Source organism: Oceanicola sp. 502str15, from assembly GCF_024105635.1.
Lineage (GTDB): Bacteria > Pseudomonadota > Alphaproteobacteria > Rhodobacterales > Rhodobacteraceae > Vannielia.
The window spans coordinates 1948727-1964361 of record NZ_WYDQ01000001.1 but is presented as its reverse complement, the minus strand read 5'-3'; the positions used below and the strand labels follow the sequence as shown (position 1 = coordinate 1964361).

Genomic DNA, 15635 nt, shown 5'->3' with positions numbered 1-15635 from the left:
GACCCGAGGATCTCCCGCAGGCCCGCACCCTATAAAACCCCCGGACCAAGCCCGAAGATGACAGGTCGCATCGGCCGGCCGGGCAGGTCAGCCCTCAGCCCGCCACCGCCTTGGCATGTGTGTTGAAAAACTTGATCGTCCGGGCAAAGAAATCGGCCCGCACCTCGGGCGTTTCCATCAGGATCTCGTGCTCGGCCCCCTCGGGCTGCACCAGCTCCGCGCCGGGCCAGCTGGCCATCCGCCGATGCACCGCGCCCGGATCGACAATGCGCTCGTTGCCGCCCAGATAGGTCAGGCAGGGCAGGTCGGGGGCGGGCATCCGCAACAGCGCCCGCATTTCCACCAGCGCCCGGTTCAGCCAGTGCAGGCTCGGCCCGCCGAGCGACAGCTCGGGATGCGCGAGGAGCTGGGCGCGCATGTAGTGCCACATCTCCTCATCCCGGGTCAGCATGTTGTTTTCGAACTCGGCCGCCAGCGCATAGGTCTCCGGCACCGTGCCGGGGGCAAACCGGCCCCCCATGCCCAGCGGGCGCGACAGCGTCGACAGCACCCAGGCCGCCGGCCGCACCACCGGATGAAACCGGATGCCCCACATCGGAGCCGAGAAGGCGGCGGCCTCGAGCTCGATCCGATGCGCCGCCCTCAGGCCGATGCACCCGCCCATCGAATGGCCGATCATCACGTGGGGCAGGGGGGCGGCTTCCAGCTCCCGCACCGCCGCCACCATCGCATCCACGTCGCGCTGGTAGTCGTCGAACTCGCTCACATGGCCCGTGGCCGGGTCGGGCAGGGCGCGGTCGGCAAGGCCCTGGCCGCGCCAGTCCATCGCCGCCATGTTCCAGCCGGCGGCAACATATTCACGCGCCGCGCGGCCATATTTCTCGACGTATTCGGTGCGACCGGGGAAGAAGAGCACAGTGCCCTTCGCGGGGCCCTTCGCCTCCTCCGCCGGCCACCAGGCCATCCGCACCCGCACCCCGTCGGCACAGGTCAGCCAAAAGGCGCGGCCCCCCTCGGGGCCGTCGGCCTCCTCGTATAGCGGGGCCTCCTGCACCGATCAGCTCAGCGCGCCGCCGAGCTTCATCGCCATGCCCATGTCACCATCCACCTTCAGCCGTCCGCCCATGAAGGCGGCGGTGGGGTTGAGATCGCCCGACAGAATCGCCTCGAAGGTCTCGGCATCGGCGCTCATCGTCACCTCGGCCTCCTCGTCGCCGGCGCGGGCGCCGTCGCTGTCGACCATGATCGCGCCTTCGTCCTCGATCACGAACTTCGCCGTGCCGTCAAAACCGCCGCCCAGCTTCGCATTCAGCGCCGCAACGGCGCCCTCCACCACAGAACTCATGCCAATCTCCTTCCAATGTGACCGACCGGGGGCTTGGCTCCCCCGGCGCTTGCGCTAAACTCATGCACAGATATGCGAGTTATAGCCAGACACCTCAACTTTCACGTCACGGCATTTGCCGTGCTGCTGGCATTTGCCGCACCCCTTGCCGCGCAGGAAGAGGATGCACCGGGCGCCCCGCCCGAAATGCCCACGCCCTCCGCCGATGTGGCGGTCGCGCCCGAACCCGAGGGCGGGCGCCCCTCGCTCGATCAGCTCTTCGCAGAACTCTCCCAGCCCGAGCAGATGGGCTGGCAGCGCATCGAGGATGCGATCTGGATCGAGTGGTCGCGCTCCGGCTCCGCCTCCATGGACCTGCTGCTCAAGCAGGGCCGCGAGGCGCTGGAGCGCGAAGACTACCCGCTCGCCATCGAGCACCTCACGGCGCTCACCGACCACGCCCCCGAATTTGCCGAGGGCTTCAACGCTCGCGCCACCGCCTTCTTCCAGCTTGACGAATACGGCCTCGCGCTCGAGGACATCCGCCGCACGCTGGAGCTGAACCCGCGTCACTTCGCGGCCCTCACCGGGCTGGCGGTGATCATGGAGCAGATGGGCGAAGAGAGCCGCGCCCTCACCGCCTACCAGAAAGTGCTGGAAATCCACCCGCATCGCCCCAATGTGAAGGAGGCCGTCGAACGGCTGGAATTCACCGTCATGGGCAAGCGCATCTGACGACCCTCCAAGCCTGACCAGAGAGGCCTCCGATGGGTGGCGAGACCGCGCGTATCACGGCCCTTCTGGGGCCAACAAACACCGGCAAGACCCATTTTGCGATCGAGCGGATGCTGTCGTATCCGACCGGCGTGATCGGCCTGCCGCTGCGGCTGCTGGCCCGCGAGGTCTATGACAAGATCGTCGCGCTGCGCGGCCCCAACGCGGTCGCCCTGCTCACCGGCGAAGAGCGCATCGTGCCACCCCGCGCCCGCTTCTGGGTCTGCACCGTCGAGTCGATGCCCGTCACCGGCGAGCATGATTTTCTCGCGATCGACGAGATCCAGCTCTGCGCCGACCCCGAGCGCGGCCATGTCTTCACCGACCGCCTGCTGAACGCCCGCGGCCGGCTCGAAACCATCTTCATGGGCGCAGAAACCATGCGCTCCACCATCGCCGCGCTGGTGCCGAGGGCGCAGTTCGTCAAACGCGAGCGGTTTTCGCATCTCACCTACGGAGGTTCGAAAAAGATAAGCCGGATGCCCGCGCGCTCCGCCATCGTCGGCTTCTCGGTTGAAAATGTATATGCCATCGCCGAGCTGATCCGCCGCCAGAAGGGCGGCTGCGCGGTGGTCATGGGGGCGCTCAGCCCGCGCACCCGCAATGCCCAGGTCGCGCTCTACCAGAACGGCGATGTCGACTATCTCGTGGCGACCGATGCCATCGGCATGGGCCTCAACCTCGACCTTCACCACGTTGCCTTCTCAGCCACCACCAAGTTCGACGGGCGGCGGATGCGCCCGCTCAGCGCGCAGGAGCTGGGCCAGATCGCAGGCCGCGCCGGGCGCTACCAGCGCGACGGCTCCTTTGGCGTGACCGGCGAGGCCGCGCCGCTCTCCGAGGAGGTGGTCGAGGCCATCACCGAGCACCGCTTCGAGCCGATCCGCAAGCTCGAGTGGCGCAACCCCGAGCTGGATTACCGCACCCCCGCCCACCTCATCGCCACGCTCGAGGCCCGCCCCGACAACCCGCTGCTCGCCCGCGCCCGCGAGGCCGACGACCTCGGCGCGCTCAAGGCCCTTGCCGCCATGCCCGAGCTTGCCGCCCGCACCATCTCGCGGGCCGACACCCGGTTGCTCTGGGATGTCTGCCGCATCCCCGACTTCCGCGGCATCTCCCACGGCGAACACGCCGCGATGCTGGCCAAGATCTTCGCCGACCTGCACGAGCTGGGCCGCATCCCCGACGACTGGTTTGCCCGCCAGATCAAGCGCATCGACCGAACCGATGGCGACATTGATACGTTGTCCAAGCGGTTGGCGTTTATCCGCACATGGACCTACGTCGCCCAGCGCAAGGGCTGGCTCGACGACGAATCCCATTGGCGCGGCGCGACCCGCGCTGTAGAAGACCGCCTGTCGGATGCCCTTCACGGTGCACTGACCCAGAGATTTGTCGACCGGCGCACCAGCGCATTGCTGCGGCGGTTGAAACAGAAGGAGAGCCTCGTGGCCGACGTGAACGACAAGGGTGAAGTGGTAATCGAGGGCCATACGGTCGGGCGGCTGGAAGGCTTCCGTTTCCGTCAGGCCGATACCAGCGACGCAGGCGAGGCAAAAACCCTCCGCGCCGCCGCCGTTGCCGCCCTCGGCCCGCAGTTCTCGCTGCTCTCCGACCGCTTCTACAACGCGCCCGATACCGAACTCGACTACACCGAGCAGGGCGGCCTCATGTGGGGCGAGCATGCCGTCGGCAAGCTGGTGAAGGGCCCCGAGGCGCTCAAGCCGCAGGTTCAGGCCTTCGTCGACGACGAGGCCGGCGCCGATGTGGCCGAGAAAGTCACGCGCCGGTTGCAGCACTTCATCGACCGCAAGATCGCCGCGCTCTTCGAGCCGCTGATGAACGTACAGAACGACGAGGCGCTCACCGGCCTGGCCCGGGGCTTCGGCTTCCAGCTCATCGAGGCGCTCGGCGTCATCCCCCGCGATCAGGTCGCGCAGGACGTGAAGTCGCTCGATCAAGACGCTCGTGGCGCGCTGCGCAAGCATGGCGTACGCTTCGGCCAGTTCACCATCTTCATGCCCCTGCTGCTCAAGCCCGCACCCACCCGCCTGCGGCTGGTGCTCTGGTCGCTGGCGCAGGGCCTCCAGGAATTCCCCGAAAGCCCGCCCCCGGGCCTCGTGACCATTCCCGCGCCGCAGGGCATGCCCGAGGGCTACGCGCCGATGTCGGGCTACCGCGCCGCCGGCAGCCGCGCCATCCGCATCGACATGCTCGAGCGTCTGGCCGACCAGCTGCGCAGCCAGGACAGCCGCAGCGGCTTCGAGGCCAATGCCGACATGCTCTCGATCACCGGCATGACGCTGGAGCAGTTCGCCGACCTGATGGGCGGGCTGGGCTACAAGGCCGAGAAGGGCGAGCGCGCCAAGGTCAAACCTGTCGATGCCGTCGTGCCCGAGGCCGAAGGGGCCGCCGCCCCCGAAGGCGACGTGCCGGTGATGGACGTGGCCGAGGCGCAGCCCGAGGGCGGCATCATCGAGCAGCCCACGCCCGATGAAACCCCCGCCGACGACACGCCCCCGGCGGCCGAGGCCCTCCCCGACGAGGGCGTGGCGCCCGTGGCCGAAACCCCGGCCGAGCCCGCACCCGAAGAGCCGGTGGCCGAAACCCCGGCTGAAGAGATCCTGCCGGGCACCGCGCCCGACGCCGAGATCGCAGGCCCCGAGATGGAGGTCTTCTACACCTTCACATGGGGCGGCAACCGCGGCGCCCGCCGCAACGACCAGCAGGGCAACCGCCCCAAGGGTCAGGGCAAGGGCAAACCCCGCGGCAAGGGCGGGCAGGGCGGCAAGCCCGGAGGCAAGGGCGGTCCGCGTCGCGATGACGGCCCCAAGAACTTCCAGTCGCGTCCGCCCCGCAAGGAAAAGCAGATCGACCCCGACAACCCCTTCGCCCAGGCGCTGATGGGTCTCAAGAAAGAGTGAGCGAAGCCGGGGACAGCCCGCGCCCCACGCTGCGCATCGACAAGTGGCTGTTCCACGCCCGCTTCTTCAAGACCCGCAGCCTCGCGGCAAAGATCGTCGGCGAGGGCAAACTGCGGGTCGACGGCACCCCCATCTCCAAGCCCTCGCGCACCGTCTCCCCCGGTGACACGCTGACCTTTCCCAAGGATACGCACATCCGCGTCATCCGCATCGTTGCCCTCGGCACCCGCCGCGGCCCGGCCCCCGAGGCCCGCGCCCTCTACGAAGATCTCGCCCCGCCGGAACGCCCGTCCCCCGATCCGAGCCAACCCAAGGCCGATGTTCGCCCTTCCGCGCGGGATCGTCGCACAGCGCTCCGAATGCGTGGCAAGTCGCTTGAATGACCCCGAAGTTTGAAATACCTCTGCCTCCAACACTGCCGAGGCCCGAATGACCTATATCGTCAACGACAACTGCATCGCCTGCAAATACACCGACTGCGTCGAGGTGTGCCCCGTGGATTGCTTCTACGAGGGCGAGAACATGCTGGTGATCCACCCCGACGAATGCATCGACTGCGGCGTCTGCGAGCCCGAGTGCCCGGCCGACGCGATCCGCCCCGATACCGAGCCGGACATGGAAAAATGGGTTGAGTTCAACCGCAAGTATTCCGAGATGTGGCCGGTCATCGTGACCAAGAAGGATCCGCTGCCCAATGCCGACGAGATGGACGGCAAACCCGGCAAGCTGGAGCTGCTGTCGGAGGCCCCGGGCGAGGGCGGCTGAGGCCGCTCGAACCGCCCCGGATTGACCGCACGGTCAAAACGCCGCGCCTGCGCGACTGCGTGGTGCTTTGAGAATCGTCATTTTTGTGATACATTCTGGAACGATGGAATATAAGTTCTGAGGTTCCCGAACGCGCGCTGCTCGCTGTTTCGGGAGATGTCCAAGCGCAAACAAGACCCGCTCCCGGAGGCACGCCCGCCGGGAAAGGGTCTTTTCGGCCCCTCAGGATCGGCTCAAGGAAGGCCCTGAATGACCAAGAAGAAATCCGAGTTTCGCCCCAACGATTTTGTCGTCTACCCGGCCCACGGCGTCGGCAAGATCGTCTCGATCGAAAAGCAGGAGGTCGCCGGCTTCGAGCTGGAGCTCTTCGTGATCTCCTTCGAGAAAGACAAGATGACCCTCCGCGTGCCCACGCACAAGGCCACCGAGGTCGGCATGCGCTCGCTCTCCACGCCCGACACCGTGTCGCTGGCGATGAAGACCCTCAAGGGCAAGGCCAAGGTCAAAAAGGCCATGTGGTCGCGCCGGGCGCAGGAGTATGAGCAAAAGATCAACTCCGGCGACCTGATCGCCATTGCCGAGGTGGTCCGCGACCTGCACCGCACCGACGACCAGCGCGAGCAGAGCTACTCCGAGCGTCAGCTCTACGAAGCCGCGCTCGAGCGTCTCACCCGCGAAATCGCCGCCGTTGCAGGCAGCGACGAGGCCGGTGCCCAGAAGCAGATCGACGATGTGCTGGTCAGCCGCGCCGCTGCCGCCTGACCCAGCCACCGTTTCTCGTTACAAGGGGTCGCGCCAGCAAGGCGCGGCCCCTTCGCGTTTCCAGGTCCCCGGCCCTCAGGCCGACAGCGCCGCGCCGCCCCCGTCAATCCGGTAATAGGCCCCGGTGATGAAGCTCGCCCGGTCGCTCGCCAGAAAGGCCATCAGCTCGGCAATCTCCTCGGACTCCGCATAGCGCCCCATCGGCACGGCGGCTTCGAACTTCTTGCGCGCCTCCTCCTCGTGCCCCTTCATCGCGCCGCTCTCGATCGAGCGCATCATCTGGGTATCGACCCCCGAGGGGCAGACCGCATTCACCCGAATGCCCTCACCGGCCACTTCCAGCGCCACCGACTTGTTCAGCCCCAGCACCGCGTGCTTGGAGGCGGTGTAGGCGCTCATCCCCGGCGCCCCCAGCAGCCCGCCGTTGGAGGCGGTGTTCACGATCGCACCGCCGCCCTGCTCCTTCATCTGCGCCACCACATGCTTCAGCCCCAGCGCCACGCCCATCACGTTCACCCCCAGCACGGCCGTGAAGTTCTCGACCGTCTGCTCGGTGATCGGGGCGAACTTGCCGTTGATCCCGGCGTTGTTCACGAACACGTCGATCCGGCCGAATTTCTCGACCGTGGCCTTCACATAGGCCGCCACATCCGCCTCCTTGCTGACATCCGCCGTCAGCAGCAGCGCCCCGTCGAGCCCCGCCGCCGCCGTCTCCAGCGGCTCTCGCTTCAGGTCCACCAGCGCCAGCTTGGCGCCCTGCTCTGAAAACTTCCGCGCCGCCGCAATCCCGATGCCGCCCGCGGCGCCGGTGATGAGCACGATCTTGTCCTGGAAGTCCATGATATTTCTCCTTCTTTCACGAGCAGTCTTGCTTGGCTGCCCTGAAAGAAAGATAGCGCCCGGAGGCCCGCCCGCCCTGTGTGCAAATGCACAGTCGCAAGGCCGCAGGGGAGCGGAACCAAAACGGATGCACAGGTGTCTGCCTAGTCGTCGCCCCGCGGATGCGCCCGCTGCTCCTGGATCTCCCGCACCAGGGCCGCCTCCAGTTCGGAGTTCAGCTCGCGGGTGCGGGTCACGTAGGGCTCGTTCTGGCTCAGCGGAATCTCGGGTTTCCACAGCTCGGCCAGCTCGCGCAGGATGTGCCGGTCGTGCTTGTAGAAACTGCGCTCCACCTCGGCCGCCTCGAACTCCGAGAACTCCATGTTCTCCAGCACGTAGCGCCCGGCCCGCAGGCTGGAGTCGAACAGCTCGCGCACAATGTCGTTCGCCCCGGCCTGGTACAGCTCGTACACATGCAGCCGGTCGCGGGCGCGCGCGATGATATGAATGTCGGGCCGCGCCTCGCGGGCATAGCGCACCAGCTGCACGGCGGTCTTGGCATTGTCGAGCGCCACCACCAGCACCCGCGCATGGTGGATGCCCGCCGCGTGCAGCAGCTCGGGCCGTGTCGGGTCGCCGAAGAACCCCTTGAAGCCGAAGCGGCGCAGCAGGTTGATGGTTTCGAGGTTGTGGTCCAGCACCGTGGTCTGCACCCCGGCCGCGCTCACCATTCGGCTCACCACCTGCCCGAACCGCCCCAACCCGGCGATGATGACGGGCGCGTTCTCGTCCATCTCGTCGGGCTCGGGCATGTCGCTCTCTTCCGCCATCCGCTCCGAGAGCTTCTCGTAGAGGATGAAGAACAGCGGCGTCAGCAGCATGGTCATCGCGACCACCAGCAGCAGCACCTGCGCCATCACCGGCTCCAGCATCTTCTGCCCGGTCATGAAGCCCACCAGCACGAAGCCGAATTCACCCGCCTGCGCCAGCCCCAGCGTGAACAGCCACTGCCCCTTGCCCCGCAGGCCAAAGATCCAGCCAAGCCCGTAGAGGATCAGCCCCTTCACCAGCATCACCCCCAGCGTCAGCCCGACGATGGTGAAGATGTTGTCCCACAGCACCCCGAAGTTGATGCCCGCCCCCACGGTGATGAAGAACAGGCCGAGCAGCAGGCCCTTGAACGGGTTCAGGTCGGCCTCGATCTGGTGCCGGAACTCCGAGTTCGCCAGCATCACCCCGCCAAGAAAGGTGCCAAGCGCCGGCGAGAGGCCCACGAGATTCATCAGGAAGGCGATCATCACCACCATCAGCAGCGCGGTTGCGGTGTAGAGCTCGCGCAGCTTGGCCATGTGGATGAACCGGAACAGCGGCCGCGTCAGGAAGATGCCGGCAAGGATCACCGCCAGCACCGCGCCCACGGTCACCAGCGCCACGCCCCAGCCCGGCAGCCCTTCCACCAGCGACATCGCATGATGCGCCTCCTCGCCGCCGACCTGGATCGTGCCCGACGGGTCGAGCTGCGGCACCAGCACCACCGGCAGCAGCGGCAGGATGGCGAGGATCGGGATCACCGCGATATCCTGCGTCAGCAGCACCGAGATGATCGAGCGCCCGCCCGCCGATTGCATCAGCCCCTTCTCGCTGAGGGTCTGAAGCACGATGGCGGTGGAGGAGAGGGCAAAGGTCATGCCCACGGCCAGCGCAAGGCTCCACGTCAGGCCAAGCGCCACGCCGCAGCCCGCGATCACCAGCGATGTGCCCACCACCTGCGCCCCGCCAAGTCCGATCAGCCGGTGCCGCATCGCCCAAAGCGCCTTCGGCTCCAGCTCCAGCCCGATCAGGAACAGCATCACCACCACGCCGAACTCGGCAAAATGCTGCAGTTCCTGCGTTTCGCTGCCCACCAGCCCGAGGATCGGCCCAATCACGATGCCCGAGAGCAGGTAGCCCAGCACCGAGCCAAGCCCGAGCCGCGCCGAGATCGGCACCGCCACCACCGCCGCGCTGAGGTAGATCACCGCCTGGTAAAGGAATCCTTCCATCGCACCCGCTTTCTTCGACCCATTCAGAAGTATCAGGCGGCGGGCAAAATGGAATGGCCGCCGCCCCGCCAAGGCGTTGAAATCCCCGCGAGCCGGGGCACAAATTGCTTCAACGGGTTACAGGCGCGGGCTCAGAGGGGCAGGGGGCCATCGGGCTTGAGCTGCGCCATCACGATCTGGCTTTGCACGCGGGCGACCGAGGGGTGGGGCAGCAGCACCTCCTGCACCAGCCGGTTGAGCGCCGGTAGGTCGTTGCAGTAGATCCGCAGCAGATAATCGGCATCGCCGGTCATCACCCATGCGCTCACGATTTCGTCGCGCCGCTCCACCAGCCGGGCAAAGCTCTGCGCCGCATCCGGGGCATGGGCGGCCATGTGCACCTGGATCATCGCCTGCACCCCGAGGCCAACCGCCTCGGGCTCCACCCGCGCATGGTAGCCCGCAATCAGCCCGGTCGCCTCCAGCCTCTGCCGCCGCCGACCGGCCTGCGACGGGCTGAGGCCCAGCCGCGCGCCAAGCGCCTCGGCGGTCTGGTTGGCATCCTGCTGAAGCAGCCGCAGCAGGGCGGAGTCGGTGGCGTCCAAGGTCATGCGTGCAAACCGCGTGATTGCGAGAAATGACGCTGATGATACGTATATTTTCGGAGAAATGCGAGGAATAACGCGCACACTCCGCCCATCTCCCGCGCTAAACTCACCCAAAGCGCAAAGGAGACACCCATGGGCCCCTTCCCCCACGACGCCCCCAAGGCGACCATCACCGATGAAAACCCCGCCGGCACCGACGGCTTCGAATTCGTCGAATTCGCCCACCCCGACCCCGAGCACCTGCGCGAAACCTTCCGCGCCATGGGCTACACCCATGTCGCCACCCACAAGACCAAGCGCATCGAACTCTGGCAGCAGGGCGACATCTCCTACCTGCTGAACGATGAGCCGGGCACCCACGGCCGCGATTTTGTTGAAGAGCACGGCCCCTGCGCCCCCTCCATGGGCTGGCGCGTGGTCGACGCGCAGCACGCCTTTGATCACGCCCTGAAGCACGGCGCCGAGCCCTACGAGGGCCCCGGTAAAACCATGGACGTGCCCGCCATCCGCGGCATCGGCGGCTCGCTGATCTACTTCATCGAAGACTACTTCGAAACCAGCGCCTACAACGCCGAGTTCGACTGGCACGACAGCGCCCACCCCATGGGCGTCGGCTTCTACTACCTCGACCACCTGACCCACAACGTCTTCAAGGGCAACATGGACAAGTGGTTCCAGTTCTACGGCAAGCTGTTCAACTTCCGCGAAATCCGCTTTTTCGACATCGAGGGCAAGTTCACCGGCCTGTTCTCCCGCGCCCTGACCTCGCCCTGCGGGCGCATCCGCATTCCGATCAACGAGGACCGCGGCGAGACCGGCCAGATCGTCGCCTACCTGAAAAAGTACAATGGCGAGGGCATCCAGCACATCGCTGTCGGCGCGCGCGACATCTACGAGGCGACCGACCAGATCGCGGAGATGGGCGTCAAGTTCATGCCCGGCCCGCCCGAGACCTACTACAAGCTCAGCAAGGACCGGGTCGTCGGCCACGACGAGCCGATCGAGCGGATGATGAAGCACGGCATCCTGATCGACGGCGAGGGCGTGGTGGACGGCGGCGAAACCCGCATCCTTCTGCAGATCTTCTCGAAAACGGTGATCGGCCCGATCTTCTTCGAGTTCATCCAGCGCAAGGGCGATGATGGCTTCGGCGAGGGCAACTTCAAGGCGCTGTTCGAGAGCATCGAGCAGGAGCAGATCGACAGCGGCGAGCTGAAGCCCGAAGACGCCGCCTGACCAGCGGCGGGACAAGTCCCGCCCTACATGCCGGCCCGTAGGGCGGGACTTGTCCCGCCTTACCCCTTGGTGATCGCATCCAGCGCCGCCAGCCGGTCGAGCACTGCCGGCAGATCGTCCAGCCGCAGCATGTTCGGCCCGTCCGAGGGCGCGTTGTCGGGGTCTTCGTGCACCTCCATGAAGACCGCCGCACAGCCCACCGCCATCGCCGCCGCCGCCAGTACCGGCACGTATTCCCGCTTGCCGCCCGTCGAGCCGCCAAGCCCGCCGGGCTGTTGCACCGAATGGGTGGCGTCGAACACCACCGGATAGCCGGTTTCGGCCATGATCGGCAGGCTGCGGAAGTCGCTCACCAGCGCGTTGTAACCAAAGCTCGTGCCCCGCTCGCAGAGCATGATCCGCTCGTTGCCCGTGCTCGCGATCTTCTCGGCCACGTTGCCCATGTCCCAGGGCGCCAGAAACTGGCCCTTCTTCACGTTGATCACCCGGCCGGTCTGTCCGGCGGCCAGCAGCAGGTCGGTCTGGCGGCACAGGAACGCCGGGATCTGCAGGATATCCACCACCTCACCGGCCCGCTCTGCCTGCGCAATGTCATGCACATCCGTCACCACCGGGCAGCCGAACTCCTCGCGCACCGCCGCCAGCACCTCCAGCCCCTTCTCGATCCCGAGCCCGCGCTTGCCCGAAAGCGAGGTGCGGTTGGCCTTGTCGTAGCTGGCCTTGAAGACAAAGGGGATATTCCGCGCAGAGGCCGCCTCGCCGATCCGTTCGGCCAGCATCCGCGCGTGATCGAGGCTCTCAAGCTGGCAGGGTCCGGCCAGCAGGGCAAAGGGCCTGTCGTTTCCAATGGAAAACCCGCCGAGGTCCACCGATTTCATGGCCTGTCTCCTGCTGCCAGAATGTGCGCCACAGGAACACCGCCCGCGCGAGGATGTCAAACAGGCCCGCCGGGGAGGGGGCCTGTCAGCCGCTGGGCATCGAGAGGGTGATATTCTTGCCCCGCTTGACGTAACGCAGCTGGTTCTGGCCGATCGCGGCCACCTTGCCCCCGTCGAGCCGGTCGCCGGGCTTCACCTTCAGCAGTCGGCCCGAGGGCAGCCGCACGAGGGCGCGGCGCTGGTTGGGCGAGCCGAAGACGCCGATCAGGTTGATGTCGCGCAGCTTCAGCGCGTTGCGGTTGGTGGCCGCCTTGGCCACCGAGGCGCTCGAGGGCACGGCGGGCGCAACCTTCTGGTTGCGCGGCAGCACCACGGCGGCAGAGGCGGTCTGCACCTCTTCCTCGCGGCTTTCCGCCTCGGGTTGCGAGGTGGCGCGGGCGGCGGCGGCCGCGGCGGCGCGGGCCTGCGCCTCGGCCTCTTCCTCGGCCTTCCGGCGAGCGCTGGCGACCTTGTCGTCAAAGCCCCGCGGCCGGCTGGCGGGCTTGCGCGAGGAGGCCACGGCGTATTTCGAGGCGCTCTTCAGCTCGGCTTCGGCGCGGGCCTCGGCTTCGGCATCGGCGCGGGTTTCATCCTCGGCCAGCTCGGCGTTTTCCGCCTCGCTCGAGCGCACCGCCTCCTCGATCGCGGCCTGACGGCTGGCTTCCGCCTCATCCTGCAGCGACTGCGGGCGCTCCTTGGGCCGCAGCCCGGCCAGCTCGGCGCGGGTCCGCCCGCCAAGCTCGGCCTTCTCGTTCTCTTCCACAATGCCTTCGGGCCGCGCCTTGGGCCTCTTTCCGGCCAGCAGGGCATCGGCCTCGGCGGCGGTGTCCTCCGCGGCAGGCACATCGGCCGCGGCAGTCTCGGCCTCTGCCGTCGCGGCGCCACCGGGGCGCACACGGGGCACCACGTGGGGGCGGCCGGCATAGAGCGTCACCCCATCGGCAGTAACAACACCCTCCTCGGTCGGACGGATGCTGCCATCCTCGGCAAACTCCACATCCTGACCGGGCGGCATCGGGCTGGCCTGACGGGGCAGGGCCGCATCGCTGCCGCTCCCGGTCTGGGCCTGGGGCAGGGCAACCGCATCATAGGGCTGCACCTCCGGGTCGATCGAGGCGATGTAGATATCGTCGGTGTTGTCCTCCGCCGGAAGCCGGCCCGGCTCGGGGGCCTGCTGCCAAACGCCGCTCTCGGCATAGGCGGCCTGCGCGGCCTCGGGGGTCAGAGGCTCGCCCGGGGCGGCCTCGGGCTCGGGCTCGCTGTCGGCCAGCTCGTCCGCGCCCGGGTCCGCATCGGCGTCGAACTCGGGCAGGGGCGGGTTCTCGAACATCGGCTCGGCCAGCCGGGGCTCTTCCTCCGGCAGCGACGAAAACGGGTCATCGGCAAGGCTCGCCACAACCGGCGCACCCTCTGTGGCGGGGTCGGGCTGGGCCGGGGCCGAAAGCGCCTCGGCCAGTTCGGCCTCGCCGCCGGGCGCGATGGTCGCCCCGCTGGTGCCGGTTTCGGAGAAGGTGATCGAGCGGGTCAGCGCCCCGTCGGCCCCCAGCAGCGGTGCCGCGCTGGCAAGGCTCTGCTCGGCCACAACCGGGCCGTCCTGCGCCGTGCTCTGGTCGCTCGCCAGGAAGATCTTCGACCACAGGCCGGCCGCCCCGAGCAACAGCAGCAGCGCCACCGTCAGCCCGATCGGAAAGCCCTTGCTCGGCTTGGCCTTTTCCTTGCCCCTCGCGCCGAACAGGGTGAAATCACCGTCCTTCGGCTCCTGCGAAAGGCGCTCGGGCAGGTCGTCCGGGGTCGGGCGGGGCAGGGGGGCGGCGATGATCTCGGGGGTGAGGGTATCGGCACTCTTCTCGGTGCGCCGCAGCCCGCCCACCTTGCTGCGGAAGGCGGCAAAGGCAGCCTTGCTGCGCGGGCTGGCATCCTGCGGGGCCAGTTCGGGGTCGGCGGCAGGCGTGCTCGCGGCGACCTCCCGGGCAATCTGCGCGGCGGCAACCTTGGGCGCCTCATCGGGCGCGGCCTCCACCGAGGCGGCACTCGGCGCGGGCGCTACAGTTTCGGCCTTCGCGGCCTCCTTCGGCGCGGCACCCTTCGCGGCCTCGCCCGAGCTGCGGCCAAGCGATGGCGTCTTCTCCGGCGGAGAGGCAGGCGTATCGTCCCGCGTCGCTCCACCCAGCCGCGGCCGCGGCCCTGCGCCCGGCCCGTCCACCGCCGCGCCAAGGCGGGGGGCACGCCCCTCGCTGGCCTGCGTGCGGATCGAGCTGAACGCGGGCATGGCCACAGCAGCCCCGGCCTCTTCGGAGTCCTCCTCAACGGGCGCATCAGCAGCAGCCACCGCCGCCCCGGATACCGGACCCTCAAGGTCCGCACCCTGCGCCTCGATCTCAGGCGCTTCGCGCGCGGCAACGACCTCGGGCGCGGTCTCTTCCGCATCCGGCGCGGCGGCCTCATCCTCTACAGCGGCATCCACAGTCGCCTCAGCGGCGCCCGCAGCCTCAATCTCGTCCGGCGCGGCCACATCGGGCACACCCTCTTCGGCGGCCTCTACTGGCGCATCAACAGCAGCCTCCTCGGCCTCGCCCGGAGCCACGGCCTCAACCGCCGCCTCTTCCTCCGCACCCTCTTCAGCAGCCACCAAGGGCGCGTAATCCGCCCCCGCATCAGCCTCGTCCGCCACCTCGATCGCGGCAGCTTCCTCACCCGGCACACCGGCATCCGCCTCGTCCAGCGCCGCCTCGAGCGCAACGCTCACCTCGACCGGCGCGGCTTCCACCTCCGGCTCCGGCTCGGCAACCTTCTGCGCCTCCCACGCCCCGACCACCTCGATCGGCTCGGCCTCGGCCAGCATCGCAGGCCCCGCGCCGGGGCCTCGCTCGGCGGGGCCGAAGAACGGCTCGCGCAGGAAGGCCCCGCGCGGCGGCACCGCCACGTAGCCGACCGGGCCAAACCCGTGCTCGGCGGCAAAGGCGCGGGCCTCTTCAAGGGTTTCGCGGGCCACCACGGCTATCTGCAAGGTCTCGCCGTCGGATTCCCAGTCGAACACAAGGTCCGACACCTCGTAGGGCGTCGCCCCCACCAGTGCCGCCCGCACCCGAACCTCGTCGGCCAGCTCGTCCTTGCCGCTGGCAGGGCAGCTCGAATAGAGGATCTGGCTGTTGGGGATCACCAGCTTGGCCGCCACCTCGCCCTCGACCTGCGCCCGCAGCGCCGCGAGATCCTCCACCAGGCTGTCGGCATCGAGCGAAACGGCGCCCACCTGCCGCCAGCCGTCTTCGGCGCGGCGGAGCAGCGAAATGCCATCATGGCTGAGATCAAGCGCGAATTCAGGGGTCATCCAAGAGCTTTCTGGCCAAATCTGGCGGGCGTCAGGGCGCCCGCTTGTAGCTGTCATAGTCTATACAAGCTTAACGTCAGGTTTTCAATTTATCACATCTTGCGGCCAATCACCTTCACCTCGCCCCCAAGCCACTTGTTGCAAAACAAAAAATCCG

Annotated in this window: 13 protein-coding genes; 6 read left to right on the top strand and 7 right to left on the bottom strand. The window is 67.8% G+C overall.

Translation table 11 applies throughout. The features are described from left to right. Positions 1-94: 94 nt before the first annotated feature. Positions 95-1054, bottom strand: coding sequence for an alpha/beta fold hydrolase (locus GTH22_RS09510; RefSeq protein ID WP_252944953.1), 960 nt, complete (start codon positions 1052-1054; stop codon positions 95-97). Positions 1055-1057: 3 nt separating this feature from the next. Then, complete coding sequence (locus GTH22_RS09505; protein ID WP_252944952.1) at positions 1058-1345, bottom strand: SCP2 sterol-binding domain-containing protein; 288 nt, start codon at positions 1343-1345, stop codon at positions 1058-1060. Between the two features lie 72 nt (positions 1346-1417). On the opposite strand from GTH22_RS09505, the gene GTH22_RS09500 reads away from it, so the two are divergent. The 5 genes from GTH22_RS09500 (at position 1418) to GTH22_RS09480 (ending at position 6549) form a co-directional block, all read left to right on the top strand. Continuing rightward, positions 1418-2059 carry a tetratricopeptide repeat protein gene (locus GTH22_RS09500; RefSeq protein WP_252944951.1) on the top strand — a complete coding sequence of 214 codons (642 nt, stop codon included), beginning with the start codon at positions 1418-1420 and terminating at the stop codon, positions 2057-2059. A 32-nt stretch (positions 2060-2091) separates the two neighbouring features. Beyond that, the gene (locus GTH22_RS09495) at positions 2092-5022 is read left to right on the top strand and encodes a helicase-related protein (RefSeq protein WP_252944950.1); all 2931 of its coding nucleotides are present in this window, start codon (positions 2092-2094) and stop codon (positions 5020-5022) included. Then, entirely contained in the window at positions 5019-5405 is a 387-nt protein-coding gene (locus GTH22_RS09490) for a S4 domain-containing protein (protein ID WP_252944949.1), read from the top strand. Before GTH22_RS09495 ends, GTH22_RS09490 begins: the two co-directional genes overlap by 4 nt. 46 nt (positions 5406-5451) lie before the next feature. Further along, positions 5452-5787, top strand: a complete 336-nt coding sequence (gene fdxA, locus GTH22_RS09485) for a ferredoxin FdxA (protein ID WP_252944948.1) — start codon at positions 5452-5454, stop codon at positions 5785-5787. Between the two features lie 249 nt (positions 5788-6036). Further along, positions 6037-6549 (top strand): CarD family transcriptional regulator, encoded by a 513-nt coding sequence (locus tag GTH22_RS09480; RefSeq protein WP_252944947.1) that lies wholly within the window; start codon positions 6037-6039, stop codon positions 6547-6549. 75 nt (positions 6550-6624) lie between these two features. Here the strand turns inward: GTH22_RS09480 and GTH22_RS09475 are convergent, their stop codons facing one another. From GTH22_RS09475 to GTH22_RS09465, 3 genes are all read right to left on the bottom strand, one after another. After that, positions 6625-7389 (bottom strand): SDR family NAD(P)-dependent oxidoreductase, encoded by a 765-nt coding sequence (locus GTH22_RS09475; RefSeq protein WP_252944946.1) that lies wholly within the window; start codon positions 7387-7389, stop codon positions 6625-6627. Between the two features lie 143 nt (positions 7390-7532). Beyond that, complete coding sequence (locus tag GTH22_RS09470; RefSeq protein ID WP_252944945.1) at positions 7533-9410, bottom strand: cation:proton antiporter; 1878 nt, start codon at positions 9408-9410, stop codon at positions 7533-7535. A 131-nt stretch (positions 9411-9541) separates the two neighbouring features. Beyond that, positions 9542-10000, bottom strand: coding sequence for an Lrp/AsnC family transcriptional regulator (locus GTH22_RS09465; protein WP_252944944.1), 459 nt, complete (start codon positions 9998-10000; stop codon positions 9542-9544). Positions 10001-10129: 129 nt separating this feature from the next. On the opposite strand from GTH22_RS09465, the gene hppD reads away from it, so the two are divergent. Next, positions 10130-11233, top strand: coding sequence for a 4-hydroxyphenylpyruvate dioxygenase (hppD, locus tag GTH22_RS09460; RefSeq protein WP_252944943.1), 1104 nt, complete (start codon positions 10130-10132; stop codon positions 11231-11233). A 59-nt stretch (positions 11234-11292) separates the two neighbouring features. On the opposite strand, the gene kdsA is transcribed toward hppD, so the two are convergent. Both kdsA and GTH22_RS09450 read right to left on the bottom strand, forming a co-directional pair. Next, positions 11293-12111, bottom strand: a complete 819-nt coding sequence (gene kdsA, locus GTH22_RS09455; RefSeq protein ID WP_252944942.1) for a 3-deoxy-8-phosphooctulonate synthase — start codon at positions 12109-12111, stop codon at positions 11293-11295. A gap of 85 nt (positions 12112-12196) precedes the next feature. Continuing rightward, positions 12197-15478, bottom strand: a complete 3282-nt coding sequence (locus tag GTH22_RS09450; protein WP_252944941.1) for a hypothetical protein — start codon at positions 15476-15478, stop codon at positions 12197-12199. Positions 15479-15635: the final 157 nt, after the last annotated feature.